The sequence below is a fragment of the Nesterenkonia sp. DZ6 genome (assembly GCF_022565835.1).
In the GTDB taxonomy this organism is placed as follows: domain Bacteria; phylum Actinomycetota; class Actinomycetes; order Actinomycetales; family Micrococcaceae; genus Nesterenkonia.
In genome coordinates this window covers 283,396-308,210 of the sequence record NZ_JAJOYW010000003.1, presented here as the reverse complement: position 1 = coordinate 308,210, position 24,815 = coordinate 283,396, and the positions used below count along the sequence as shown (strand labels likewise).

Annotated in this window: 22 protein-coding genes; 9 read left to right on the top strand and 13 right to left on the bottom strand. The window is 67.4% G+C overall.

The window, feature by feature from the left end; genetic code table 11:
- Positions 1–4: 4 nt before the first annotated feature.
- On the top strand, positions 5–1,450 hold the full coding sequence (gene xylB, locus LTH93_RS09960; RefSeq protein ID WP_241470865.1) for a xylulokinase: 1,446 nt from the start codon (positions 5–7) through the stop codon (positions 1,448–1,450).
- Positions 1,451–1,632: 182 nt separating this feature from the next.
- On the opposite strand, the gene LTH93_RS09955 is transcribed toward xylB, so the two are convergent.
- The 6 genes from LTH93_RS09955 to serS all read right to left on the bottom strand — a co-directional run bounded on the left by LTH93_RS09955 (position 1,633) and on the right by serS (position 9,710).
- Positions 1,633–3,999 (bottom strand): glycoside hydrolase family 3 N-terminal domain-containing protein, encoded by a 2,367-nt coding sequence (locus tag LTH93_RS09955; RefSeq protein ID WP_241470864.1) that lies wholly within the window; start codon positions 3,997–3,999, stop codon positions 1,633–1,635.
- A 120-nt stretch (positions 4,000–4,119) separates the two neighbouring features.
- Positions 4,120–5,061 (bottom strand): carbohydrate ABC transporter permease, encoded by a 942-nt coding sequence (locus LTH93_RS09950; RefSeq protein ID WP_241465589.1) that lies wholly within the window; start codon positions 5,059–5,061, stop codon positions 4,120–4,122.
- On the bottom strand, positions 5,058–5,969 hold the full coding sequence (locus tag LTH93_RS09945) for a carbohydrate ABC transporter permease (protein ID WP_241465590.1): 912 nt from the start codon (positions 5,967–5,969) through the stop codon (positions 5,058–5,060). The genes LTH93_RS09950 and LTH93_RS09945 overlap by 4 nt, the downstream gene beginning before the upstream one ends.
- A gap of 87 nt (positions 5,970–6,056) precedes the next feature.
- Positions 6,057–7,349: an extracellular solute-binding protein gene (locus LTH93_RS09940; RefSeq protein WP_241470863.1), complete on the bottom strand. Its 1,293-nt coding sequence runs from the start codon at positions 7,347–7,349 to the stop codon at positions 6,057–6,059.
- A gap of 452 nt (positions 7,350–7,801) precedes the next feature.
- Positions 7,802–8,305 carry a Dps family protein gene (locus LTH93_RS09935; protein ID WP_241465592.1) on the bottom strand — a complete coding sequence of 168 codons (504 nt, stop codon included), beginning with the start codon at positions 8,303–8,305 and terminating at the stop codon, positions 7,802–7,804.
- Between the two features lie 115 nt (positions 8,306–8,420).
- The gene (serS, locus tag LTH93_RS09930) at positions 8,421–9,710 is read right to left on the bottom strand and encodes a serine--tRNA ligase (RefSeq protein WP_241470862.1); all 1,290 of its coding nucleotides are present in this window, start codon (positions 9,708–9,710) and stop codon (positions 8,421–8,423) included.
- A gap of 124 nt (positions 9,711–9,834) precedes the next feature.
- Between serS and LTH93_RS09925 the strand changes: the two genes are divergently transcribed.
- Positions 9,835–11,043, top strand: a complete 1,209-nt coding sequence (locus tag LTH93_RS09925) for a diacylglycerol/lipid kinase family protein (protein ID WP_241465594.1) — start codon at positions 9,835–9,837, stop codon at positions 11,041–11,043.
- Between the two features lie 126 nt (positions 11,044–11,169).
- Here the strand turns inward: LTH93_RS09925 and pheA are convergent, their stop codons facing one another.
- Positions 11,170–12,132: a prephenate dehydratase gene (gene pheA, locus LTH93_RS09920; RefSeq protein WP_241465595.1), complete on the bottom strand. Its 963-nt coding sequence runs from the start codon at positions 12,130–12,132 to the stop codon at positions 11,170–11,172.
- Positions 12,129–12,458, bottom strand: coding sequence for a rhodanese-like domain-containing protein (locus tag LTH93_RS09915; protein ID WP_241465596.1), 330 nt, complete (start codon positions 12,456–12,458; stop codon positions 12,129–12,131). The genes pheA and LTH93_RS09915 overlap by 4 nt, the downstream gene beginning before the upstream one ends.
- Before the next feature lie 87 nt (positions 12,459–12,545).
- Here LTH93_RS09915 and LTH93_RS09910 point away from each other — a divergent pair, with 87 nt between their 5' ends.
- Complete coding sequence (locus LTH93_RS09910; protein ID WP_241470861.1) at positions 12,546–14,072, top strand: amidase; 1,527 nt, start codon at positions 12,546–12,548, stop codon at positions 14,070–14,072.
- A gap of 135 nt (positions 14,073–14,207) precedes the next feature.
- On the opposite strand, the gene LTH93_RS09905 is transcribed toward LTH93_RS09910, so the two are convergent.
- Together LTH93_RS09905 and LTH93_RS09900 are read right to left on the bottom strand one after the other, a co-directional pair.
- A complete protein-coding gene (locus tag LTH93_RS09905) occupies positions 14,208–14,408 on the bottom strand; it encodes a CsbD family protein (protein WP_241465598.1) in 201 nt (66 codons plus the stop codon).
- 118 nt (positions 14,409–14,526) lie between these two features.
- Positions 14,527–15,924: a uracil-xanthine permease family protein gene (locus tag LTH93_RS09900; RefSeq protein WP_241470860.1), complete on the bottom strand. Its 1,398-nt coding sequence runs from the start codon at positions 15,922–15,924 to the stop codon at positions 14,527–14,529.
- 287 nt (positions 15,925–16,211) lie between these two features.
- Here LTH93_RS09900 and ectA point away from each other — a divergent pair, with 287 nt between their 5' ends.
- The 5 genes from ectA to LTH93_RS09875 all read left to right on the top strand — a co-directional run bounded on the left by ectA (position 16,212) and on the right by LTH93_RS09875 (position 20,331).
- On the top strand, positions 16,212–16,757 hold the full coding sequence (gene ectA / locus LTH93_RS09895) for a diaminobutyrate acetyltransferase (protein ID WP_241470859.1): 546 nt from the start codon (positions 16,212–16,214) through the stop codon (positions 16,755–16,757).
- Between the two features lie 119 nt (positions 16,758–16,876).
- On the top strand, positions 16,877–18,163 hold the full coding sequence (gene ectB, locus LTH93_RS09890) for a diaminobutyrate--2-oxoglutarate transaminase (RefSeq protein ID WP_241465601.1): 1,287 nt from the start codon (positions 16,877–16,879) through the stop codon (positions 18,161–18,163).
- Between the two features lie 45 nt (positions 18,164–18,208).
- A complete protein-coding gene (locus LTH93_RS09885; RefSeq protein WP_241465602.1) occupies positions 18,209–18,607 on the top strand; it encodes an ectoine synthase in 399 nt (132 codons plus the stop codon).
- A 296-nt stretch (positions 18,608–18,903) separates the two neighbouring features.
- Positions 18,904–20,052, top strand: a complete 1,149-nt coding sequence (locus LTH93_RS09880) for an ABC transporter ATP-binding protein (RefSeq protein ID WP_241470858.1) — start codon at positions 18,904–18,906, stop codon at positions 20,050–20,052.
- Positions 20,053–20,160: 108 nt separating this feature from the next.
- A complete protein-coding gene (locus LTH93_RS09875) occupies positions 20,161–20,331 on the top strand; it encodes a hypothetical protein (RefSeq protein ID WP_241465604.1) in 171 nt (56 codons plus the stop codon).
- A gap of 250 nt (positions 20,332–20,581) precedes the next feature.
- Here LTH93_RS09875 and LTH93_RS09870 read toward each other — a convergent pair whose 3' ends face one another.
- On the bottom strand, positions 20,582–20,968 hold the full coding sequence (locus LTH93_RS09870) for a PLD nuclease N-terminal domain-containing protein (RefSeq protein ID WP_241465605.1): 387 nt from the start codon (positions 20,966–20,968) through the stop codon (positions 20,582–20,584).
- A gap of 200 nt (positions 20,969–21,168) precedes the next feature.
- On the opposite strand from LTH93_RS09870, the gene LTH93_RS09865 reads away from it, so the two are divergent.
- A complete protein-coding gene (locus tag LTH93_RS09865; RefSeq protein ID WP_241470857.1) occupies positions 21,169–22,992 on the top strand; it encodes an alpha/beta-hydrolase family protein in 1,824 nt (607 codons plus the stop codon).
- A 30-nt stretch (positions 22,993–23,022) separates the two neighbouring features.
- On the opposite strand, the gene LTH93_RS09860 is transcribed toward LTH93_RS09865, so the two are convergent.
- Positions 23,023–23,856 (bottom strand): glycerophosphodiester phosphodiesterase family protein, encoded by an 834-nt coding sequence (locus LTH93_RS09860; protein ID WP_241470856.1) that lies wholly within the window; start codon positions 23,854–23,856, stop codon positions 23,023–23,025.
- Positions 23,857–24,813, bottom strand: coding sequence for an HAD family hydrolase (locus tag LTH93_RS09855; protein WP_241470855.1), 957 nt, complete (start codon positions 24,811–24,813; stop codon positions 23,857–23,859).
- Between the last annotated feature and the right edge of the window lie 2 nt (positions 24,814–24,815).

Genomic DNA, 24,815 nt, shown 5'->3' with positions numbered 1-24,815 from the left:
CCGCATGCCCACTCTGGTCGCCGGTATCGATTCCTCCACCCAGTCCTGCAAGGTCGTCATCCGTGACGCGCACACCGGAGAGCTGGTCCGCACCGGCGCCGCGAAGCACCCCGAGGGCACCGAGGTCGCCCCAGCCGCCTGGTGGGCTGCGCTGATCGACGCCATTGCGGCCGCCGGCGGGCTCGCCGACGTCGCCGCCGCCTCGGTGGGCGGGCAGCAGCACGGGATGGTCGCCCTCGATGCCCAGGGCGAGGTCATCCGGGACGCGCTGCTCTGGAACGACACGCGCTCAGCCGATGCCGCGGCCGAGCTGATCGCCGAATACGGCGGCGGGACCGAGGGTGCCGCAGCCTGGACAGCGATGACCGGCTCGGTGCCGGTGGCCTCGCTGACCGTGACCAAGCTGCGCTGGCTCGTCGATGCGGAGCCGGAGAACGCCGCCCGCTTGGCCGCCGTCGCACTCCCCCACGACTGGTTGACCTGGAAGCTCTCGGGCTCCACCGAGCTGGCGGACCTGGCCACCGATCGCTCCGACGCCTCCGGCACCGGCTACTTCGACACCGCCGCCGGCAGCTACCGCTATGACCTGTTGGCCCGCGCCCTGCGGATCTCCGAGGACGCCGCCCGGGAGATCATCCTGCCGCGCGTATGCGGACCGCGGGAGCAGGTGGGCACCGGGGACCCAGCCCGCGGCTGGGAGCACCTGCTGCTGGGCCCCGGCGCCGGGGACAACGCCGCCGCGGCCCTGGGTCTGGGCATGAGCACCGGCGACGTCGCGCTCTCCATCGGCACCTCCGGCGTGGTCTCCGCGGTCTCGCCGGAGCCCATCCAGGACCCCTCCGGAATGGTCACCGGCTTCGCCGACGCCACCGGGGAGTTTCTGCCGCTGGCGGTCACCCTCAACGGATCGCGAGTCCTCGACGGCGCCGCGAAGATGCTCGGTGTGGACCACGCCGGGCTCGCGGAACTCGCCCTGGCCGCACAGCCCGGCGCCAACGGGCTGACCCTGGTGCCCTACCTCGAGGGGGAACGCACTCCGAACCTCCCCTACGCCACCGGATCCTTCATCGGGCTCACGCTGGCCTCGATGAACCCGCAGGACGTCGCGCGCGCCGCCGTGGAAGGCCTGCTCTGCGGCCTCGCCGACGGCCTGGAGGCGATGACCTCCCAGGGCGTCCCGGTGGAGTCCATCACGCTGATCGGCGGCGCTGCCCGCTCCGCGGCCGTCCAGCAGATCGCCCCGGCGATCCTGGGCCGCGAGGTCAGCGTCCCGGCTCCCGGCGAGTATGTCGCCGACGGCGCCGCCCGTCAGGCCGCCTGGGTGCTCTCCGGAGCGCCCAAGCCACCAGCCTGGTCCACGGTGGAGACCCAGACGATCACCGCCACCCCGACCCCGGAGGTCCGCCAGGTTTACGCCGCCCGCCGCGGGCTCATCGCCGAGAAGCACTGAGGCGCTCGCTCCGTGCCGAGCGACCCTGATCCGGATCACGGACCCGTGGCACATCGTCTGGCTGCACGAGGTGAGCCGCCCCTCCCCCAGAGCCCCGATGAGGGAAGCCCCCGACGCTGATGCGCCGGGGGCTTCCCTCATCCCTCGCTGATGCCTCGGCCGCCGGCCAGCTGAGCGTGGACCTAGCTGACGCGTGTCGGAGTGGTCAGCACGCGCTGGCCGTTGATCTCCCGGATGTCCCCGATCAGCGTGACTTCGGCCTGCAACGGCAGCTCCCCGACCGAAGGACCTGCGTAGAGGTCGATCGCCCCGGGCTCCACGATCCGGCGGTAGTGCACCCCGGTGAAGGAGAACCGGTCGGCGTGGACCTCGAAGGTCACGGTGCGGCTCTGCCCCGGAGCCATCTGCACCTTGGCGTAGCCGAGCAGCTGGCGCACCGGACGAGCCACGGAGGCGACCCGGTCACCGAAGTAGAGCTGGGCCACCTCCTCGGTGGGCCGGTCTCCGGTGTTGGTGAGCGTCATCGAGACCTCCACGGTGCCGTCGACCGGGATCTGTGCGCCTGAGACGAGGAGATCCGAGTACTCCACGGTGGTGTAGCTGAGACCGTGGCCGAAGGGGTAGAGCGGGGTGGGATCGAGGTTGGACACGCCCTGGCTGTTGAGGCCGAGCGGGGCCGCGATGTAGCCCGAGGGCTGTCCACCCGGGTGGACCGGCACGCCGATCGGCAGCCGCCCGGTGGGCTCGATGGCCCCGCTGAGCAGGTCCACGATGGCCGGGCCGCCTTCTTCTCCGGGGAAGAAGCCCTGCACGATCGCCGCGCAGCGCTCCGCCAGGCCGCCCAGGGCGTAGGGGCGGCCGGAGATGACCACCAGCACCACGGGAGTGCCGGTGGCCAGCACGGCTTCGACAAGCTCGTGCTGGGCGCCCGGAAGCTTGAGGTCTGCGACATCGCAGCCTTCGCCTGAGGTGCCGGCGCCGAACATGCCGGCCAGGTCGCCGACGGTCACCACGGCCAGGTCTGCCGCGGCCGCGGATTCAGCGGCCGCGGCGATCTGGGAGTCGTCGTAGCTCACGATCGGGGAGCCATAGCTGTAGGTGACCTCGGCCTGGGGGTAGGTCTCACGCAGAGATTCCAGCACCGAGGGCATCGGCACGCCGATTCCCTTGTGCGGGAAGGTCCCGGCGGGGTACTTGGCCAGCACGTGGTTGGGGAAGGAATAACAGCCCATCATGGTGCGCGGCTCGTCGGCGGAGGGCCCGACGACGGCGATCCGCCTGCCGGCCAGAGAATCGGCGGTGACCGGCAGGACGCCGTCGTTCTTCAACAGCACCAGGGACTTCGCGGCCACGGTGCGAGCCAGGGCCCGGTTGCTGTCTGAGTCCAGGTTCACCGACTCATCGATGCTGGGCTCCCAGTCGGCGTCGTGCGTCCGGCGGTCGAGCAGGCCGAGCTCGGCCTTCTGTCGCAGCACCCGGCGCACCGAGGCGTCCAGGATCGATTCCTCGAGCAGCCCGTCGCGGACCTGCTGAGCCAGCGTGCGGTAGCCGCTGGTGTGCGGCAGCTCCACGTCGAGCCCGGCGGAGATGGCCAGCCGCGCGGCCTCGGCCTGGTCGGCTGCCACGTGGTGCATCTTCTCCAGGAACGCCACCGACCAGTAGTCGGCGACCACGGTGCCTTCGAAGCCCCACTGCTCGCGCAGCACCTCGGTGAGCAGCCAGTGCGAGGCGGCCGGGGCTTCGCCGTCGATGTCGGCGTAGGAGTTCATCACCGAGCCGACCTTGCCCTCGCGCACGGCGAGCTCGAAGGGGTAGAAGATCATGTCGATGAGTTCACGTCTGCCCATGTGCACCGGGGCGTGGTTCCGGGCCGCCCGGGAAGCGGCGTAGCCGGCGAAGTGCTTGAGCGTGGCGATGATCCCGCTCCCCTGCAGACCCTTGACGTAGGCAGTGGCCAGCGTGCCGATCACATAGGGGTCCTCGCCGATGGTCTCCTCCACCCGGCCCCAGCGGGCGTCGCGGACGACGTCGAGCACCGGGGAGAGCCCCTGCTGGACGCCGGTGGCGGCCATGTCCGCGCCGATCGCGGCGGCCATCTCTTCGATGAGCTCCGGGTCGAAGGTCGCACCCCAGGCGAGTGAGGTCGGGTAGATCGTGGCCTGATAGGCGGTGTAACCGGTGAGGCACTCTTCGTGGGCGATCGCGGGGATGCCGAAGCGGTTTGCGGCGACCACTGCGGCCTGCCGCTGCCGCAGATCCGCGGCACCTTCGGGCACCGAGAGCGCGACGGTGCCGTAGGTGCGGGTCAGGTGCCCCTCGCCGTCGAGGATCTCGGACTCGAAGGGCAGCTTGCCCGAGGACATGGCGTCCTCCATCGGCGCGACCTCACCCTGGGCGTCCTTGTCCTCGCGCATCTCCCAGTGCGAGCCGAGCTGGGATACCTTCTCCTCCAGCGTCATCTCTTCCAGCAGCGCCTCGGCGCGCGTCGCCGCCGAGAGGGAGGTGTCGTTCCAGGGGCCGGTGATGCGTTCGGTCGTGGGGTTGCTCATGTGTGAACTCCTAGGGATATCGGCGCAGCGCAGCTGTCGCGGTCAGTCGAGGAACAACAAAGCTGCCGATCGAGAAGGACCGGCAGCTTCGCCGAGGGGATCAATGCGTGGTGCCGAGTGTCACTTGCCGAAGCCGGCGGTCAGACCGGCCACGATGTGGCGGCGGGCGAACATGTAGACCACCAGCAGCGGCAGCGCGGAGAGCACGACGGCGGCCAGGGTGGCCGGCACGTCGATGCCGAACTGGCCGCTGTACTCCCACAGCGAGAGCGGCAGGACCCGCACGTCGCTGCTCTGGGTGAGCACCAGCGGGAACAGGAAGCCGTTCCAGACCTGCAGCGCCTGGTAGATTCCCACGGTCATCAGGGCCGGCTTGGCCATGGGAAGCACCAGCGCGGTGAGGATCTTCCACTCTCCGGCGCCGTCGACCTTCATCGACTCGAAGAGCTCCATCGGGATGTCGCGGACGAAGTTCACGATGATCAGCACGCTCAACGGGATCGCGAAGGCGATCTGCGGCAGGATCAGCGCCCAGAGGGTGTCATAGAGCCCCAGCTGCTGGATCAGGTAGTACACCGGGATGATCGTGGCCTGCACCGGGATCGCGATGCCCAGCAGGATGATTTGAAACAGTCGCTTCCCGCCCAGGGTGGTGGACCGAGCGATGTAGTAGGCCGCCATCACTGAGACGGCGAGCACGACGGCGACCGTCGAAAGCGTCACGATCAGCGAGTTGGTGAAGTAATGGAAGAAGTCGTTCTGGATCACCCGAATGAAGGGGGCGATCGTGGGATTCGTGGTGGGCAGCAGCTGGTTGGACGAGCGCAGATCCTCGCTGGTGCGGAACGAGGTGATGACGATGTAGTAGATCGGCAGGATGATGATGGCCAGCCAGAGCCAGCCGCCGAGGCCGCCGAGGATGTTCGGCTTCTCTCCCGGGGCGCCGGTGCGGCGGACCTTGTTCTGCTTCACGTCGCGGCGCTCGAAGCCGGGCACCTCGGGGGCGAGGGCCATGCCGGCGTCGGGGGTCGCGGATTGGGTGCTTGCGGTGGGAGTCATCATGCGCCTGCCTTGTCGCTCTCCATCTTGGATGAACCGGAGATGATGTTCAGCGCCAAGGAGAGAGTCAGTCCGATGGCTACCAAGATCACCGCGATGACCGAGGCGTAGCCGAGGTTGTATGAGCTGAAGCCGGTCACGTACATGTCCAGCGGCAGGATCCGCACCGCGTTGGCGGGCTGGCCGCCGGTGAGCACGAAGATCAGGTCGAAGTAGGTCAGTGAACCGACCAGCATCAGCGTCGAAGAGGTGATGATCGTGTAGCGCAGCTGCGGGATCGTGATCGAGAAGAACTGCCGCACCCGGCCGGCGCCGTCGATGGTGGCGGCCTCATACATGGACTGGGGAATCTGGCGCACCCCGGCCTGGTAGAGCAGACCATGGAAGGGCACGAAGCACCAGCCGACCACGAAGATCATCACCCACATGACCAGGTCGGAGTTCGCCAACCAGTCATTGGGCAGCCAGTCGAAGGGCAGGGCTGCGGAGAGGCCGTAGTTCGGGGAGAACAGCGACTGAAAGGTCAGGCCCACGGCCACTGAGGAGAACAGCAGCGGCAGGAAGTACAGGACCGCGAGCAGCGCGCGGTAGCGCTGCTGTCCTGCCATGAAGACGCCGAGCAGCAGGGCCACGGGGGCCTGGAAGAGGTAGGAGCCGATGACGAAGGTGATGGTCAGGCCCAGAGCGGTCCAGGTGAAGGGCCGGTCGAAGAGCACCGCCTGCCAGTTGCTCAGACCCACCCAGGTGGGCGAGCCCAGAACGTTCCACTCCATGAAGGAGATCACGACCACCCCGAAGAGCGGTATCAGTGCGAATATTCCGAAGAACAGAACAGCCGGCAGCGCCATCAGGAATGAAGGTCCCTTATGGCCCAACCCGGTCGTCCTGCTTCGAGCAGCGGTTTCAGTCATGAGCTCGATTCAGATTCCTGTTGTCGGTGCAGGGCAATCGGTCCGGGGCGGCTGATGGAGCCGCCCCGAACCGATTGTGGGGGTACATCAGAGCGAGTTCATCGCTTCGACGAACTGCTCGGGGGTCATGTCCCCGCGGAGGATCTGTGACAGGTTGTCCGTCAGCGGCTGGGCCACCTCAGGAGCGACTGCCTGATCCCAGGAGAGCTGGAAGTGATTGGCTTCGCCCACCAGCCCGCTGGAGAACTCGAGGAAGTCCGCGTCATCGGTCTCCGCGATCTGATCCTCGATGTCGGACAGCGGCGGCAGCGAACCGGCTTCCAGCATGGAGGTCACGGTCTCCTCGTTGTAGAGGTTCTCGCTGATGTAGTCGAAGGCGATCTGCTGCTCCTCCTCCGAGGCGTCAGCAGAGACCGACCAGAAGTTGGCGGGGTTGCCCACGATGTTCGAGGGATCACCGGCGCCGTCCTCCAGAGTTGGGAAGGAGGTGAAGCCGAAGTCACCGGACTCCGCGAACTCCGGGAAGTCCTGATGGATCGTGGAATAGACCCAGGAGCCCTGCAGCAGCATCGCGGCCTGTCCATCGGCCAGCAGCTGGGCGTCCTCGTTCTGGTCAGCGGTCACCGAGTTGTAGGTGTCGATGAAGCCGCCGTTCTCACCCAGGTCCTGCATGGTCTCGAGCGCGAAGAGGATGGACTCGTTGTCCCATGCACCCTCTTCACCCTCGACCACGGCCTGGAAGACCTCTTCGCCGCCGTGGCGATCGGTGAGGTACTGCAGCCACATCAGTGCCGGCCAGACGGAGCCGCCGGCCAGCGAGAAGGGAGCGACGTCGTTCTCGTTGAAGGTGTCGATGGCGGCTTCGACGTCTTCCCAGGTCTCAGGGATCTCCACGCCTGCCTCATCGAAGACTGACTGGTTGTAATACATGACCACTGGCTGCACGTCGTTGAGCGGCACCGCATAGGTGCTGTCGTCGACCTGACCGTTCTGCCAGACCGAATCGAAGACCCGGGACTCCAGCTCGCCGGTGTGCTCGCTGAGGTCGACGATGCGCTCTTCCTCGGCGTATTCCAGCAGCGCGCCGCCGGTCCAGGACATGATCAGCGTGGGCGCCTCGCCGGAGCCGACCGCCGTACGGATCTGACCCTTATAGGAGTCGTTCTCGATGGCTTCGGTGTCGATCTGAGCATCTTCGTTCGCTTCGTTCCAGCGGTCGAAGTCCTCCTGGATGGCCGGCCAGCCGCCGCCGGTGAGAATCCATGCGTCAGCATCGGCATCGCCGCCACCACCGCCGTTGTCGTCGCCGCCACAGGCCGAGAGCGCCAGGAGGGATGTCACTCCGAGGCCTGCAGCGGCCACTCGAGTTGTTCTGCGCATCGTTGCGTCCTTTCTCATCAGTGCGAGCCCCAGCTCTGTACCGGTACCTCGCCAAGGTCTCCCCAGCACTCCGGATCGGCCGGACGGGTGACTCAGCAGTACAGCGCCAAAGTCCGAACCAGATCCGGTCCTGAAGCCAGAACGGGCCTGGTTCAGACTGTGATCTGGATTTCGTCTTGCCGTAAGACTAAATAGGCCCTGGGTGTGTGTCAAGACACACCACATGACCGCTGTCACAGTCGCGCAACACGGATGACCACTGTCTTCGGCGACTTCACAGGCCCCTTGCCTCGGCCACCAGGGGTCTGAGCCCGCACGTTAAATTCACGGGTGGCCAGACCCCCTTGAGCTGAAGCGTCCAGGTGTCAGTCGGTGGGCTGACGCAGAAGAGCCCCCGTCGGCACCGGAGAGGTGCTGACGGGGGCTCTTCGAGGGAGCTCAGGCTCAGTCGATCAGGAGGCTGCGCCTGCCTTGTCCAGGTGGGAGCGGATGAACCACTGGAACAGCTCGAGCTCCTTGACCTGTCCGACGAGAAGATCCTCGGTGATCGGGTCGAGCTCGCCGACCTTGTTGAGCACATCGCGGTGATCGCCGATGACGCCGTCGTAGACCTTCTCCAGCTCGGCCAGGTGCGAGGCACCATCGGCCTTGAACAGCGGGTAGTCCTCCCAGCTGCGCTTGGTGACCAGCTCGCCGCTGAGGCCCGAGGGGGACCCGCCGAGGGTGGCGATGCGCTCTGCCACCTCATCGGCGAAGCCTCGGACGACCTCGGTCTGCGGGTCGAGCATCTCGTGGATGGCGATGAAGTTCGGGCCCACGACGTTCCAGTGCACGTGCTTGAGCACAAGGTGGAGGTCGTTCAGGGCGTAGAGGCGGTTCTGCAGCAGACCGGCGATCTCGTGACCGTTCTCCTGCGCCAGACCTGGCGCGGTGTAGTCGGAGTACTTCTGAGTCATGTGACACTCCTTGTGCTGTTGAGGCAATTGGCGCTGTTCGGCGCCGACCCTCTTGATACTAATGATTCAGAAAAGCGCTGGCTAGGCAGACGAGCCTATCCTCAGTCGAGTTCGGTCACACCACCGGCTCGATGACCTCCAGGCCGCCGAGGTATGGGCGCAGCGCGGCAGGGACCCGGACGGTGCCGTCGGCCTGCTGGTGGTTCTCCAGGATGGCCACCAGCCACCGCGTGGTGGCCAGGGTCCCGTTCAGCGTGGCCAGCGGCGTCGTCGGCCCCTTGGAGCCGTCTTCCTTGAGCGTGCGCTCGCGGATGTTGAGCCGGCGCGCCTGGAAGGTGGTGCAGTCCGAGGTAGAGGTCAGCTCGCGGTAGGTCTGCTGCGAGGGCACCCACGCCTCGCAGTCGTACTTGCGGGCGGCTGAGAGGCCGAGGTCTCCGGCCGCGATGTCGACCACCCGGTAGGGCAGCTCCATCTTCTGCAGCATCTGTTCCTCCCAGGCCAGCAGCTTGGCGTGCTCGGCGGCGGACTGCTCGGCGGTGCAGAAGGTGAACATCTCCAGCTTGTTGAACTGGTGCACGCGCAGGATCCCGCGGGTGTCGCGGCCGTGGGAGCCGGCTTCGCGGCGGTAGCAGGTGGACCATCCGGCGATCCGTTCCGGCCCCTTCGCGAGGTCGAGGATCTCATCGGAGTGATACCCGGCGATGGCCACCTCGGAGGTGCCCACCAGGTAGAGGTCGTCGCGCTCGAGCCGGTAGATCTCGTCGTCGTGCTCCACATCGAAGCCGGTGCCGGCCATGGTCTCCGGGCGCACCAGGGTGGGGGTGATCATCGGGGTGAAGCCGGCTTCGATCGCCTGGTCCATGCCCATCTGCATCATGGCAAGCTCCAGGCGTGCACCGATGCCCTTGAGGAAGTAGAACCGTGACCCGGAGACCTTGGCTCCGCGCTCCATGTCCAGCGCGGCGAAGGACTCGGCGAGTTCGAGGTGATCCTTGGGCGTGAAGCCCTCCGCGGCGAAGTCGCGGGCGGCACCCTCTTCGCGCAGCACGATGAAGTCCTCCTCGCCGCCGGCGGGGACCCCTTCGTGGATGAGGTTGGGGAAGGCGGCCTGAAGGCGGCGCAGCTGCTCCGCGGCGCCCTGGGATTCTGCCTCGGCGGCCTTCACCTGGTTCGAGAGGTCCTTGACCTCGGCGAGGAGCTGCTGCTTCTCCTCCCCGGCGGCCTGTGCGACCTTCTTGCCGAAGGACTTCTGCTCCGCGCGCAGCGTCTCGAAGCGCGTGATGGCGGCGCTGCGTGTCTGCTGCGCGGCGATGAGCGAGTCCACTGCGGACTCGTCCGCCTGACGTGCGCGCTGGCTGGCCCGGTACTTCTCGGGATTCTCGATGAGGTCCTTGATGTCGATCACGCCCCCAGCTTATCGCCACCGGCGCCCCTGGGGAGCTCATCGATCAGCCGCCCCCCGCCGAGGGTGAAGATGACTCCGGACAGCACCGGTTCCCCCTGGAACCGGCCGCAGTAGACTGAAGATGATGACTACCGCCACGCTCAGCGCCCTCCTCTGGTCCACGCTCGCTCTTGCTGCGATCCTGCTCGTCGCCGTGGTCTGGCTGGGCATCGCCCACCACCGGCTGCGCCGGAGCACGGCCGAACTCACCCAGGAGCTCGAAAGCAAGCCTGCGGTTCACCCCTCGGTGACTGCCGATGGCCCCGGGCGACTGGTGGCGGTGGTCGTGAACCCCACCAAGGACCCCGCCGACGACGTCGTGCGCCAGATCCACTCCGCCTGTTCCCGGGCGGGAATGCCAGCACCCCTGGTGATGGCATCCAGCGCGGAGGACCCCGGCCATGAGATGACCCGGCGGGCACTGGAGGCCGGCGCCGTCACCGTCATCGCGGCCGGAGGGGATGGCACCGTGCGCGCTGTGGCCGCCGAGATCGTCGGCACCCAGACGGCGCTGGGCATCGTGCCGCTGGGCACCGGAAATCTCTTCGCCCGCAATATCGGGCTGCCGTTCCAGGACCTCCGGGCCTGCGTGGATGAGGCCATCCACGGCCGCAGTCACCGTGTGGACACCCTTGATCTGAGCCTTGAACGACCGGACGGGCGCACCGACGAGGAGAACTCGCTGGTCATCGCCGGTGGCGGTCTCGACGCTGAGGTCATGGGAGACACTCGGGACGCCCTGAAGCAGCGCGCCGGCTGGCTCGCCTACGGCGAGGCCGGGCTGCGCCACATCATGGGCTCCCGCTCCGCCATCTCTGTCTCCATCGACGACGGCGCCGCACAGGCCTACCGGGTGCGCTCGGTCCTGCTCGCCAACTGCGGCTCGCTGCAGGCCAACATGCTGCTGGTGCCCTCGGCGAAGTTCGACGACGGACACATGGATGCGGTGCTCTTCACCCCCCGCCACGCGTGGGACTGGGCGAGGATCATGGCCAAGACCGTGACCCGCTTCGCCGCCGACATCCCCGTGATGACCGTGCGCCAGGCCAAGCGCGTGAAGATCACGATGGCCGAGCCGATGCCGTTCCAGATCGACGGCGACGCCATGGGCGAGGTCATCAGCGTCTCAGCACGGGTCCGCCCGCGTGCCTTGGTGGTCAACGGCGTCTCCGTCCGGGGCATCCAAGACATCGAGGCCGCGCACGAAGACTCCGAGGCGGACCAGGCCAGCGATCATGCTGAGCAGCCGAGGCTCACCGAGGGTCGGATCACCAAGGAGCCCCAGGGGGGCTGATCAGACCGGCTTCGCCGAGCGCGGGGCCCGCGCCGGGTTCTCTTACGCGTGGTGCAAGCGAGCTGATCCCGTTCACCCGGCTCCCACCCTCGGCTTCGCCGAGCGCGGGGCCCGCGCCGGGTTCTCTTACGCGTGTCTCAGCGAGCTGATCCACGCGGAGGCGGCGGTGAAGGCTTCGTCGGAGACTTCCGCCGTGGTCTGCTGGGGCTTGCGATCGGCTCGGGGGTAGGAGCCCAGGAACCGGATCCCCGGGGCGATCCGGTGGATCCCGGCGAGCGCATCTGCCACGCGCGCCTCGTCGATATGACCCTCGAGGTCGATGGAGAAGTAATACTGCCCAAGACCATCGCCGGTGGGTCGGGATTCGATGCGGCAGAGGTTGACCCCGCGGGTCGCGAAGTGCTCGAGCAGCTCCATCAGGGCTCCTGCCCGGTCCTGCGGCAGCGGAATCATGATCGTCGTCTTGTCCGCCCCTGTCATCGGCGGGGTGACCCCGGGCCGGGAGACCAGCACGAACCTGGTCACCGCACCGGTCACGTCTTCGATGCCGCGCTGCAGCACGTTCAGGCCGAGCTGCTCGGCCACCAGCGGGGAACAGACCGCCGCGTCGGCCAGGGGTGCGTCTGCCTGCAGCCCACGGGCCGCCGCTGCGGTGGAGGAGGCTGGGACGAACTCCGCACCCGGGATTGCGGACTCGGCCCAGCGGCGCACCTGGGCCCACCCATGGGTGTGGGTGGCCACGGTGCGGATCTGCTCCAGGGGCAGCGGGGCCGCGGAGGCCAGCACGAAGCTGATCTTCACCAGCTCCTCGCGCAGGATGTGCAGCTGATGCCTCACCGAGATGGCATCCAGGGTCGCAGTGACCCCACCCTCCACTGAATTCTCGATCGGGACCATGGCGGCGTCGACCTCGCCGGATTCAACCATGTTCAGCGCGGTCAGCACCGAGCCGGCCGGCACTCGCGCGGCGTGGTCCGAGCCGGGCACCTGCAGCAGCGCGGCCTCGGTGAAGGTGCCGGCGGGCCCGAGGAAGGAGTACCTCGGAGCACTGGCCTGAGACTGCGCAGAGGGGTTCGTAGAGGTATTCATCGGACCTTGGGTGCTTCCCCGGTGGAGGACCTCATCGGACGCCCGGCCTCGAGCCAGCCGCCCATGCCATCGGCGACGAAGACTGCGGAGTAGCCCTGAGAGGTCAGCCAGGCGGTGATCCGCACCGAGCGACCACCGGTGCGGCAGATGACGTAGTAGTCCTCGTCCGGATCGAGCTCAGCCTCGAACCGTCCGGGGATCTCGTCGACTGGAATGTGCAGAGCCCCCGGGGCGTGCCCCTCGGCGAACTCGTAGCCCTCCCGCACATCCAGCAGGGCGGCGTCGGCGGGGACGTCTGCGGCGCGGACGGTCTCGAAATCTGCCATCTGCGGCCTCCTTCAGAGCGGAACAAACAGGTCTGGTGCGCTGTCAAGACTATCGCCTGCCCAGTTCAGTCCACATAGAGTGAGCCCATGGTGCATCCCGCTGATCCTGCCCCACTCGCCCCGGCACCCTCCACAAGCCAATCGTCTCCGCTGGTCGACTTTCGCGCCGCCAGCGCCGTGCAGTGGCGCCACGACTTCGTCGCCGGTGAGATCTCTGCGGTGGAGCTGACCACCACCGCGGTCACCGCCGCCACAGCCCAGGCCGAGCTCGGCGCCTTCATCCACCTCGACCCCGAGTCGGCTCTGCTGCGAGCGGCTGAGATCGACCAGGTCCGCCGCGCCGTGCTCGATTCCCGCACCGGTGCCGCACGAAGCGCCGCCATGCAGGAACTCGCAGCGCGCGCGCCGCTGCTGGGAATGCCCACCGCCTTCAAAGATCTGGTCGACGTGGCGGGAATGCCCACCACCCGCGGCACGGCCGCACTTCCCGCCAGCATCCCGGCCCACGACGACCCACTCGCACGCCGCGTCCACATGTCGGGGATGATCAGCATCGGCAAGACGCAGGTCCCCGAGTTCGGGCTGCCCTGCTACTCGGAGAACGAGCTCGCACCAGCGGCCCGGAATCCCCTGGCGCCGGAGCGCACCGCGGGAGGATCCACCGGAGGTGGAGCCGCCGCCGTGGCGGCAGGCATGCTTCCGCTGGCGCCCGGCAGCGACGGCGGCGGCTCGGTGCGCATCCCGGCGGCGGCCTGCGGTCTGATCGGGCTGAAGCCAGGGCGTGGACGGCTCCCCGATGACGAACAGCGCAGCAGTGTGCGCAACCTGGCGGTGGCTGGACCGATCGCCCGCACCGCGGAGGACGCCGCCCTGCTCTTCGACGTGATGGCCGGTCACCGTTTTCGCCCAGGTCCTGCCCCCGAGGACCTCCCGGCAGGGCCCGCGCTGCGCCGGGTGCGGCAGGCGCTGCACCAGGGGATGGACCAGCTGAGCATCGGGGTGATCACGGAATCGCCGTTCTCCCCGGAGCTGGACATCGTCCTGGCGGAATCGGCAGTCCTGGCCCTGGAACAGGGGCTCTCGCTGCTGGAACAGCGCGGTCACATCCTGCAGGGCAGCAGCCACTGCACCGGTGCGGAGGCGTTCTGGCCCCCCGATTACCACCGGCATTTCCAGGCCCTGTGGACCACCCCGCTCGGCGAACTGGATCCGCCCGCCGAGCAGCTCGCCGCCATGGCCCCGCTGACCCGTTATTTCATCGAACTCGCGAAGAGCCGCCCGGAACAGCAGACCCGCGAGTCGATCGCCGCGCTGGAGGACTTCGCGGACGACCCCGAGGCCTTCATGGGCCCCTGGGATGTCCTGGCCACACCGATGCTGGCCTACGCCCCGCCGGAGATCGGGTGGTTCGCGAGCCTGACCCCCGAGGAGAACTACCGGGAACAGTGCCGCTTCACTCCCTACAGCTCGGTGGTCAACGTGATGGGCCTGCCGGCGATCAATGTCCCGACCCATACCGACGCCGAGGGTCTGAGCTGGTCGATCCAGCTGATCGGACGCACCGGGTCAGAGGAGCAGCTGCTCGCTCTGGCCGCCACCATGACGCAGGCCTGAGCGGCCAGGAGCTGCGCCCAGGGTCCGCCGGAGAACGGCAGAACACACAACAACGCCGGGTCCGATTTCTCGAACCCGGCGCCGGGAATCTCTCACCTGCGCTCCGCGGTGAGCGGAGCCTCAGAGAGGTCAGATTCAGTTGTCCTTCTTCAGACCTTCAGCAAAGCCCTTGACGCTGTCCTTCGCGTCCTGAGCGACATCTTTCGCCTTCGCCTGGTTCTTCTGGCCCTTGCCCTCCGCCTCGGCCTCGCGATCGCCGGTCAGTTTGCCGAAGCCTTCCTTGGCGGAGCCGGTGGCTTTTTCGGTCTTGTTGCTGGCCTTGTCATCGAGTCCCATAGGTGATTCCTTTCGTCGGCGGACAATTCTCTTGTCACGCTACCGACCACACTGGGCACTGTCACCCTGATTAGGCATTTTCCAGGGAACTCCCAGTGAACCGATGCCGCACCGCAACCTATGGCTTGCGGCGATCCGGCTCAGCCGCAGGCACGTGATCCGCTTCCTGGGCGGCCAGGTCATCGGCATTGAAAGGGGTGGCCAGGGCGTCGTCGTCGTCCGTGGCGAAGCCGACGTCAGTGCCGCGCCAGCGGGCGATCGCGCTCATCACGTGGTGGATCGCCAGGGCCGCGAAGCTGCCCAGGGCGATGCCCTCGAAGACGATCTCGCCGAAGACCATGGTGAAGTTCGCGATCGCGATGATCAGCGGCACGCCTGCGACGGCGAGGTTGATCGGGTTGGCGAAGTCAACACGATTCTGCACCCAGATGCGCACCCCGAGCACCCCGATCATGCCGTAGAGAACGGTGCCGGCACCGCCGAGCACACCGACCGGCACGGTGGCGATGAGGGCGCCGAACTTCGGCAGCAGGGCCAGCGCGATCGCGAAGAGACCGGCCACCCAGTAGGCGGCGGTGGAGTAGACCCGCGAGGAGGCCATCACGCCGATGTTCTCGGCGTAGGTCGTGGTGCCGGAGCCGCCGCCGGTGCCGGCCAGCATGGTCGCAGCACCGTCGGCCATCAGCGCGCGCCCGGTGACCGGATCGAGGTCCCGCTTGGTCATCAGGGCCACCGACTTCACGTGCCCGACGTTCTCGGCCACCAGCACCAGCACCACCGGGATGAACAGGCCCAGCACGCCGATGTGGAAGGTCGGGGTGGTGAACTCGGGCAGTCCGAACCAGCCGGCGGAGCCGATGCCGGAGAAGTCCACCTCGCCGCGCAGCACGGCCACGACATAGCCGACGACCACGCCGACCAGGATGGAGAGCCGCCCGAGAAGACCGCGGAAGAGCACTCCGGCCAGCAGCATGGACACGATCGTGATCGTGGCGGTGACCGGGGCCTCGTTGACGTTGTTCCAGGCAGCCGGGGCGAGATTCAGCCCGATCAGCGCCACGATCGCGCCGGTGACCACCGGGGGCATCACTCGCTGGATCCAGTGGCTGCCGGCGAAGTGGACGATGAGGCCGACCACCACCAGTCCGAGCCCGGCCAGGAAGATCCCGCCGAGCGCACCCGACATCCCATACTGCGCGGTGGCGGCGCCGACCGGAGCGAGGAAGGCGAAGGAGGAGCCGAGGTAGCTGGGGATGCGACCGGCCGTGATGATCAGGAACAGTACGGTACCGACCCCGGAGAAGAACAGCGTGGTCGAGGGCGGGAAGCCGGTGATCAGCGGCACCAGGAAGGTGGCTCCGAACATCGCCACCACATGCTGCATCCCCACGCCGGTGGTCTGCAGCCAGCCCAGCCGCTCGTCAGGGGTCACCACCGCACCGGGTCGAACCGTCTTGCCGTCACCGTGGAGCGTCCATCCGAAACCTGGGAGGCGGCTCTTCTTCTGCGTAGTCATCACAGCAACCTTAGCTTCACCTGAGCACCGTCACACCAGGCGCTGAGCATGGGACCCATCACGTCCTCAACTTTAGGCAATCTTAAAATTAATCACATAATGATTACATTCGTCGTATTTCGTTGCGAAGAAGTGGCCGATCTCCTCCTGCCCTTGCCGTACATGGCATCCAACGCTACGCATAACTCTGAGACTAAACTTTTCTGGGCACTCTGAACCGCGATTTCACCCGGTATTCGCGGAGTTCTCGGTTGAATCTCAATGTTGGCTCACTACTGTGGAGATCGATGGCTAATACCGCAGACACCCCTGCCCAGAACTCCGCCGATGCCTCCACGGGCTCGGAACGAGTTGAGATCCGCACGCCCTCCGTGGCCGACGGCACCTCCCTGTGGAGGCTCGCTGCCGGAACCGGCGTACTGGATGTGAACACCCCCTACGCCTACATCCTGTGGGCGCGGGACTTCGCCGAGACCTCGGTGATCGCCGAGGTCGATGGAGAGCCCGCGGGATTCATCTCCGGATACCGCCGCCCCAGCGACCCAGAGACCCTGTTCATCTGGCAGGTCGCCGTCGACTCCCGCTTCCGCGGACGCCGACTGGCCTCCCGGATGCTCGGCACCCTCGTAGACTCGGTCGCTCCGCACCGGCTGGAGACGACCATCACCTCCGACAACGCGGCCTCGATCGCGCTGTTCACCGGTCTTGCGCGAGACAAGAACGCCGAGATCACCACCACGGCATTGTTCTCCGAAGCAGTCTTCCCCTCAGCCGACGAGTCTGGAGAAGTACATGCCGCCGAGGACCTCTACACCGTGGCCCCACTGAGCTGACCGGTCACGCACACACCGATGAGTGCACCCGCTTCGCTGCGCAGCCCAAGCCGGCCACGCCGTCGCGCTGAGTGAATATCCACCCCGACTTCCCCGGAACGTAAGGACAGATGAGCACCATGCCTACAGATATCTTTGACACACGCGAATCCCAGGTCCGCAGCTACTGCATGAACTGGCCCGCCACCTTCGCCAAGGCCTCCGGCCCCTACCAGTGGACCGAGGACGGCACCCGCTACCTGGACTTCTTCTCCGGAGCCGGCGCCCTGAACTACGGGCACAACCACCCCGAGCTGCGCGATCTGATCGTGGACTACGTCGCCAACGACGGCGTCACCCACTCCATGGACATGAAGACCCCGGCCAAGCGCCGCTTCCTGGAGACCTTCGAACGGATCATCCTGGAACCGCGCAACATGGACTACAAGGTCATGTTCCCCGGCCCCACCGGCACCAACACGGTCGAGGCCGCGCTGAAGCTCGCCCGCAAGGTCACCGGCCGCCAGCACATCCTCTCCTTCACCAACGCCTTCCATGGAATGACCCTGGGTGCGCTCTCGGTGACCGGCAACTCGATGAAGCGCCGCGGTGCCGGCATCCCGCTGACGAACTCCTCGAAGATCCCCTATGACGACTACTTCGACGGCGACATGCCTGACTTCCTGTGGCTGGAGAAGATCCTCGAGGATTCCGGCTCCGGCGTGGACAAGCCCGCCGCGGTGATCGTTGAGACCGTCCAGGGCGAGGGCGGCCTCAACGCCGCCCGGATCGACTGGCTCAAGTCACTGGCCGATCTGCTGCGCCGGCACAAGATCCTGCTCATCGTCGATGACGTCCAGGCAGGCTGTGGACGCACCGGCCGCTTCTTCTCCTTCGAGGAAGCCGGCCTCTACCCGGACATCGTCTGCGTCTCCAAGTCGATCTCGGGCTACGGCCTGGCCATGGCGCTGACCCTGTTCAAGCCCGAGCTTGATGTCTGGGAGGGCGGCGAGCACAACGGCACCTTCCGCGGCAACAACCTCGCCTTCGTCACCGCCGCACGGGCACTCGAGCTCTTCTGGGCCGATGACACCTTCCAGAACCAGCTCGCGGAGCGCATCACCGAGCTCAACGAGGGACTCAAGCGGATCGCGGAGCATGTTCCGGGCTCCTCGATCCGCGGCCGCGGATTCCTCACCGGCATCCACTTCCCGAACCCCGACACGGCCGGCAAGGTCGCTGCCGAGGCGTATAAGCGTAATCTGCTGGTGGAGACCTCCGGACCGCAGGACGAGGTCATCAAGCTGATGCCCGCGTTGAACATCGAGTCCGAAGATCTGCAGAAGGGCCTGGGCATCATCGAGGAGTCACTCCTCGCGGCCACCGGGAACCTCGGAGAGCCCTCCCGCCTGCGAGCACCCCGGTAGAACCCTTCGTCCCCGCAATAGAGCAGCCACTGATCGGAGATCTGCGTGTACACCTTGAACATCAACGCCCTCAACGGCACCGACCGTGACATCCAGCAGGAGAACTGGCGTTCCCGGCGCATGGTGCTGGCCAAGGAGAAGGTCGGCTTCTCGCTGCATGAGACCACCCTCTACGCCGGCACCACCAATGAGTTCTGGTATGCCAACCACGTGGAAGCCGTGTACTGCGTGGGCGGCAAGGGCACGTTGACCGATCTGGAGACCGGAGAGAAGTACACCATCACCGATGGCTTCCTCTACATGCTCGACGGCCAGGAGAAGCACCGCGTGGAGGTGGAGGAGGAGATCCGCGTGGTCTGCGTCTTCAACCCCCCGGTCACCGGCCGCGAGGTCCACGACGAGAACGGCGTCTACCCGCTGATCCTCGAGGACGACAACGCCTGATCTGCGCAACAGCTGACCTTCTGCTCAGCTCAGCCACAGCGCGCGACGGCGCCTGCTCACCTCACCACGGATCACACCGTGCGCGAGGCGGGCGGGCGCCGTCGTCGTGTCTGGGGGTCGATATGCCGGGGTCCGGCGGAGGTCCGCACTGCGAAGAGGCGGTCTTGGACTTCTGCCTGCCGCTGTGATGTGATGCACAGGAGATGTGGCCCATCACACGTGAGCCGCGTGTCACCACAATCACCTTCACAACGGATCGTCGGGCACGTACCTGCCCGTGAAAGGGACATATCACCATGGCTTCTGTGACCTATGCCTCCGCCAGCCGGATCTACACCCCCGGCGCGCGACCGGCCATCAATCAGCTTCAGCTCGAGATCGCCGACGGCGAGTTCCTGGTCCTGGTGGGACCCTCCGGCTGCGGCAAGTCCACTGCACTGCGAATGCTCGCCGGCCTCGAAGAGGTCAACGAGGGAGCCATCATGATCGGCGGCGAGGACGTCTCCCACGTCTCCCCGAAGGACCGCGACATCGCGATGGTCTTCCAGAACTACGCCCTCTACCCTCACATGTCCGTGGCCGAGAACATGGGCTTCGCGCTGAAGATCGCCGGCGTCTCCAAGGAGGAGCGGGCCGAGCGGGTCAAGAAGGCCGCCGAGATCCTGGACCTGGTCCCCTACCTGGAGCGCAAGCCCAAGGCGCTCTCGGGCGGTCAGCGTCAGCGTGTGGCCATGGGCCGCGCGATCGTGCGCTCCCCCAAGGTCTTCCTGATGGATGAGCCGCTCTCGAACCTGGACGCCAAGCTGCGTGTCCAGACCCGCACCCAGATCGCCGCGCTGACCCGCGAGCTGCAGACCACCACCGTCTACGTCACCCACGACCAGGTCGAGGCCATGACCATGGGCGACCGCGTCTGCGTGCTCAAGGACGGCGTGCTCCAGCAGGTCGACTCCCCGCGCAACCTCTACGACAACCCCTCCAATGTCTTCGTCGCCGGCTTCATCGGGTCCCCCGCGATGAACCTGTTCCAGGTCAAGGTCCAGGGGCAGGGCATCGTCGTGGGCCAGGACGTCATCCCGATCCCTGACGGCCACCTCGACAAGGCCCACGGCGACCAGGTCACCCTGGGCGTTCGACCCGAGGACATGGAGCTCACCTCCGACGGGAGCGGTCTGCCGATGACCGTGGACCTGGTCGAGGAGCTCGGCGCAGACGCCTACATCTTCGGCACGCCCGACGGCATCAAGACCTTCCAGCCCTTCATCGTCCGGGTCGACGGCCGCCGTCCTCCCATGCGCGGAGAGCGGGTCACGATCAAACCGAACCCGAACCATGTGCACCTGTTCGACATCGAGAACGGGCTGCGCCTCAACGGCTACGTCCCGGAGCACACCCCCCACGCCTCGCTCTCCGACGTGGAAGCACTGGCCGACGCCGAAGACTGACAGCCGCAGATATCACCCCAGGTCAAGACGGCTTACGTGTTGCCCTGACCCGGGCAGAGACCCCGGTACCCAGCAACTGCACAGGTAAAACCCCGTAAAGTGGGGGTCATGGCCAATAGAGCACTGTCTATTGTCATTTCCATTGTGCTGGTGCTGGTGTTCCTACGGATCGCCCTCTGGCTGTTTGGCGTCGTTCTGAACCTGTTCTTCAACATCGTTCTCGCGATCCTGGTGGTGGTGGGGATTCTCTTCATCATCAGGGCAGTGACCCGACGTTAGCGCAAGACAGTTCACGACCGACACAGACGAATCATCATCGAAAGGCAAGACACAACATGGGACGTATTCTTCCAATCAGCCTCACCGCCATCCTGCTCATCGTGATCATCGTGATCCTGGTGACGTGATCCGCTGAACCGAGCAACACCTGAGAGGGCGGGATCCGAGTATTCGGATCCCGCCCTCTTGCTGTGCACGGAGGACTTCGATCCCGATCGCACCGAAGGCGCGCCTACCCCCGGCCTGGGAGTCAGTCAGCAGCGGCGTCGGCGTCGTCGCCCCGTCTCGATCCGCGCCGGTCTTCGTCCCGGCGGGCCTCTTCTCGGCGGGCCTCTTCTCGGCGCTGCGCCACCTCTTCGGGGGCATACTTCTCCACCATGCCCTTCTCCGGGCGGCCATGCTCACGGTGGTACCGCACGGTCTCCCAGATCAGGTAGAACGCAGGGCCGATGATCGGGATCATGAAGATCACCACACCCCAGATCGCGGCGCGCCTGCCGGGCTTGCCCGTGTCCTGGACCAGCACCATCAGCGCCGCCACCAGCAGCCCCACCGCGGTGACCGCGATGGCCCAGGCCCAGACGGGGTTGCTCTCGGTGAGCAGGCGTGCGGCGAGGACAGCGTTGGAGGGATTCACGTCCCCAGTCTAGAAGCCGCACCTGAGCGGGTCCTCATGCTGCGGGACCAGATCAGCGCTGATGTTCCACCGGGCTTCATCCCTGAGCCCTCCCGCAACCGACCCCCGCGCGCTTAGACTGCGCTCACAGAGTGACCTGGAAAGCCTGCAGAGCCCCTCCCTGGCCACCGAGTGGTGTCGTCAGCGCGGAGGTGATCGGCATGATGAGCCTCGCTGCACGTTGCGCCGGCTTCCTGCGGGCGCATCTGATCAACCTGGTCTGCGCCCTGGCGCTGGCGTCCCTCGCGCTGACCCCTTCACTGGTGCCCCGTCCGACGGTGTTCCAGGGAGTCATGGCGGGACTGTGGTTCATGGTCGGCTTCCAGCTCGGCTTCGCGGTGCGCCGTGGGGGGCGGGCTCTCGCACGGCGTTTCGGGAAGCAGCGTTTCGACGACCAGCGGGTCGGTGACCAGCTTCCCGGCAGCCAGCCGACCAGGCGTGGGGTCGCATCGTCGCACGCTCGTCGAGCTCCCAGACCTGGAGGCGCGCCTCCCTCTGCCGGCATGCAGCAGCGGTCACCGCGTCGCACCGTGCGCCTCACCGGTGCCCTCGTCGTGGCGCTTCTGGCCTATGTGGTCGGCTATGGGGCGCTCGTGGTGTCCTGGCAGAACGAGGTCCGCGAACTGGTGGAGATGGAACCGGTCGACGGGGCCGGTCACGTCGCCTTCGTGGCGAGCATGGTCGTCACGATGGGTCTGCTCCTCGGGATCGCCAGGGGGATCACCGCACTGCGGAGCGCGGTGGGACGGTGGGTGGTCCGCCGGAGCGGTTCCGAGCGACGGGGCCGCTGGGCGTCACGGGCCACGGGGGTGACTGCAGTGCTCGCCCTGATCCTCGGGCTGGTCGGCGGCGGGCTCGGCGTCGTCGGCCAGGTCTATCACGACCGGGACGCCGGCACGCTCGAGGGCAGCTCTCCCCCGGTTCTTCCTGGCCGCTCCGGTGGGCCCGGCTCGGCCGCAGAGTGGGACGGGCTGGGCCGACAGGGCCGAGCCTTCGCCGGCGGCGGACCGAGCGCGGCGCAGATCGCGCAGGTCACCGGCGCTGAGGCAGAAGAGCCGGTGCGGGCCTACGCCGGGCTCTCGCAGGGGGAAGACCCGGCGGCCCGCGCGGCCCTGGTGGTGGAGGAGCTCGAACGCCACGGCGGGTTCGACCGTGAAGTGCTGCTCGTCGCTACGCCGACCGGCTCCGGCTGGCTCGAGCCGCAGGCCATCGCGTCCCTGGAACACCTCTATGCCGGAGACACCGCCACCGCCTCGATGCAGTATTCGGTGCAGCCCAGCTGGGTCCCCTTCCTGTTCGACCCGGATCTCCCGAAAGATTCGAGCCGGGCGCTCTTCGACGCGGTCCATGCTCGGTGGCAGGAGCTGCCAGAGGCGGACCGGCCCCGGCTGGTGGTCTACGGGCTGAGCCTGGGCGCGCTGGGAATGTCCGGCAGCTTCTTGAGCCTGGAGGATCTGTTGGCGCGCACCGACGCCGCCCTGTTCACCGGACCGCCGGCGACCTCCGAGCCGTGGCGCACCCTGCAGGCGAACCGGGATCCGGGCAGTCCCATCTGGCGGCCGGTCTACCGGGACGGTGAGCAGGTGCGCTGGCAGTCCAAGCCCGGCGACTTCGCCGCACTCGGGGGATCCTGGCGGCAGCCTCGCCTGGGCTACCTCCAGCACGCCACGGATCCGATCACCTGGCTCGACCCTGCCGTGATCGTCCGGTCCCCCGAGTGGCTGCAGGGACCTGCGGCCTCGGGCGGACGGGGTGCTGATGTCAGCGACTCGATGCGCTGGATCCCCGGCGTCACGTTCCTGCACCTGGTGGCAGACATGCTGGTCAGCGAGGCGGTCCCGCCGAGCCACGGCCACAACTTCGGAGACGTCGCGGTGGACGGCTGGGCCCAGGTGCTGCCCGGTCATGGACGCAGCCAGGAGCAGCTGGACGCGATCCAGTCCGTCATCGAGCAGATCGACACCCACGACCCGACCTGGGAGTGAACTGTGGGGTGACGTCTTCTTCGGACCAGGTCAGCGCTGCGGCCAGACGGAGCGTTCGCGCATGACCTCGGCGAGCGCCTCGGCGTCGTCGGTCATCAGACCGTCCACGCCCATGTCCAGGAGCTCATGCATCTGCGCGGGGTCATCGACGACCCAGACGTGGACCTGCAGGCCCGCCTGGTGGCAGCGCTGCACGAAGCGCGGGGTCACCACGCGCAGCCGGCCCTGGGAGACCGGGACCTGCACGCAGTCGATCTCGGCGATGCGCCCGCCCAGCCGGCCCATCAGTCCGAGCGGTCCCATGAGCACGATCAGCGCGGTGGCGGCCCAGCCGCCTGAGGCGGCGACCGGCCGGGTCAGCCGACGTCGAACGCGGTGCCGGCGGGCGTCGTTGAAGCTCGCGGAGAGCACCCGGTCATGAGCCTGGTGTAAGTCCACCAGCCGGGCGAACTCGGTCACCGCGGCGGAGTCCTTGAGGTCGACGTTGAGGTGGACGTCATCCCAGGCGTCCAGCAGCTCCTCGAAGCGCACCAGTGGTTCGGTGAACTCCTCGCCGGCGCCCACGCGCAGCTCGGCGAGTTCAGCCCAGGTCTTCTCGCCCAGCGGGCCGCTGCCGGTGGTGACGCGGTCCAGCTCCTCGTCGTGGAAGACCACCAGGGTGCCGTCGGCGGCGGTGCGCACGTCGATCTCCAGGTATCGGTACCCCAGCTCCACCGCATGGCGGAAGGCGCCCATGGTGTTCTCGCGGCGCGGATCGGCGCCGCGGTGGGCGAAGGCCAGCGGCCGGTGGTGCAGCGGCCCGGGCCGGGAGTTCAGCAGGTACGCCACGTCCCGATAGGCGTGCCTGCGGTAGGGCTTGGGCATCTAGAGCTCTCCGGCGAGCAGCTTCTCGATCACCTGCGCGACGCCGTCCTCGTCACAGGATGCTGCGGTGTGGTTCGCGGCGGAGCGGGCCTCCGGGTGGGCCGAGCCGACGGCCCAGGAGGTGCCGGCCCAGCGGAGCATCTCGATGTCGTTGGGCATGTCCCCGAAGGCGACGACGCGTTCCCGGTCGATCTGGTGGGAGGCGGCGTAGCGTGCGAGGCCGGCGGCCTTGTTCACGCCGCGGGCGGAGAGCTCCAACAGGCTGACCCCGGGGGCTGAGTGGGTGACGGTGAGCAGGTTCCCGACCTTCTCCTGGACCCGGCCGAGGAACTCATCCGGGGCCATGGTGTTGGTCTTGCAGAGCAGCTTGACCACCCGATCCGTCACGTGGGCGCTGGTGACGTCGCTCCCCGGGGTCCGGACCGCGTGGGTGAGCCCGTCGCGCTCCAGGGTCTCGTCCAGCGGCCCGAGCCGCAGGTCTTCCTCGGTGACGCCGGCGGCGCGGCGGCGGTCCTCTTCGAAGAACAGCGAACCGGCGATGAAGGGCTCCTCCATGTGCACGTGCTGGAGGGTCTCCGCGGCGAAGGAGGCCCGCGGATCGATCTGGCTGATCATGTCCTTGACGCTGAACAGCGCCTCGGCGTTCAGGGCGGCCTCGTGGATGAGCCGGTCGCCGGCGAGGTCGTAGATGACTGCGCCGTTGGAGGCGATCACGGTGCCCAGTGCGCCGAGGGTCTCGCTGATGTGTTTGAGCCAGCGCACCGGGCGTCCGGTGACGAGCACGACCCGGACACCTGCCGACTGGGCGGCTTGGAACGCCTCGACGGTGCGCGCGGAGACCGTGCCGGACTGGGTGTGGGTGTAGCTGAGGATGGTCCCGTCGATGTCGCTGGCGATCAGGTGCACCGGCCCACCGGTGAGCGTCGGAACGGAGGCGGGGAAGGAGAGCTCGGTCATCT

Excerpts from the sequence above, each read along its gene's own strand:
- LTH93_RS09955 (WP_241470864.1), bottom strand. The coding sequence starts at position 3,999 with ATGAGCAACCCCACGACCGAACGCATCACCGGCCCCTGGAACGACACC.
- LTH93_RS09925 (WP_241465594.1), top strand. The coding sequence starts at position 9,835 with ATGACTACCGCCACGCTCAGCGCCCTCCTCTGGTCCACGCTCGCTCTT.
- ectA (WP_241470859.1), top strand. The coding sequence starts at position 16,212 with ATGGCTAATACCGCAGACACCCCTGCCCAGAACTCCGCCGATGCCTCC.
- pheA (WP_241465595.1), bottom strand. The coding sequence starts at position 12,132 with ATGAATACCTCTACGAACCCCTCTGCGCAGTCTCAGGCCAGTGCTCCG.
- LTH93_RS09945 (WP_241465590.1), bottom strand. The coding sequence starts at position 5,969 with ATGACTGAAACCGCTGCTCGAAGCAGGACGACCGGGTTGGGCCATAAG.
- LTH93_RS09905 (WP_241465598.1), bottom strand. The coding sequence starts at position 14,408 with ATGGGACTCGATGACAAGGCCAGCAACAAGACCGAAAAAGCCACCGGC.
- LTH93_RS09950 (WP_241465589.1), bottom strand. The coding sequence starts at position 5,061 with ATGATGACTCCCACCGCAAGCACCCAATCCGCGACCCCCGACGCCGGC.
- LTH93_RS09875 (WP_241465604.1), top strand. The coding sequence starts at position 20,161 with ATGGCCAATAGAGCACTGTCTATTGTCATTTCCATTGTGCTGGTGCTG.
- LTH93_RS09940 (WP_241470863.1), bottom strand. The coding sequence starts at position 7,349 with ATGCGCAGAACAACTCGAGTGGCCGCTGCAGGCCTCGGAGTGACATCC.
- LTH93_RS09880 (WP_241470858.1), top strand. The coding sequence starts at position 18,904 with ATGGCTTCTGTGACCTATGCCTCCGCCAGCCGGATCTACACCCCCGGC.
- xylB (WP_241470865.1), top strand. The coding sequence starts at position 5 with ATGCCCACTCTGGTCGCCGGTATCGATTCCTCCACCCAGTCCTGCAAG.
- LTH93_RS09915 (WP_241465596.1), bottom strand. The coding sequence starts at position 12,458 with ATGGCAGATTTCGAGACCGTCCGCGCCGCAGACGTCCCCGCCGACGCC.
- LTH93_RS09860 (WP_241470856.1), bottom strand. The coding sequence starts at position 23,856 with ATGCCCAAGCCCTACCGCAGGCACGCCTATCGGGACGTGGCGTACCTG.
- LTH93_RS09865 (WP_241470857.1), top strand. The coding sequence starts at position 21,169 with ATGATGAGCCTCGCTGCACGTTGCGCCGGCTTCCTGCGGGCGCATCTG.
- LTH93_RS09910 (WP_241470861.1), top strand. The coding sequence starts at position 12,546 with ATGGTGCATCCCGCTGATCCTGCCCCACTCGCCCCGGCACCCTCCACA.
- ectB (WP_241465601.1), top strand. The coding sequence starts at position 16,877 with ATGCCTACAGATATCTTTGACACACGCGAATCCCAGGTCCGCAGCTAC.
- LTH93_RS09900 (WP_241470860.1), bottom strand. The coding sequence starts at position 15,924 with ATGACTACGCAGAAGAAGAGCCGCCTCCCAGGTTTCGGATGGACGCTC.
- LTH93_RS09935 (WP_241465592.1), bottom strand. The coding sequence starts at position 8,305 with ATGACTCAGAAGTACTCCGACTACACCGCGCCAGGTCTGGCGCAGGAG.
- LTH93_RS09855 (WP_241470855.1), bottom strand. The coding sequence starts at position 24,813 with ATGACCGAGCTCTCCTTCCCCGCCTCCGTTCCGACGCTCACCGGTGGG.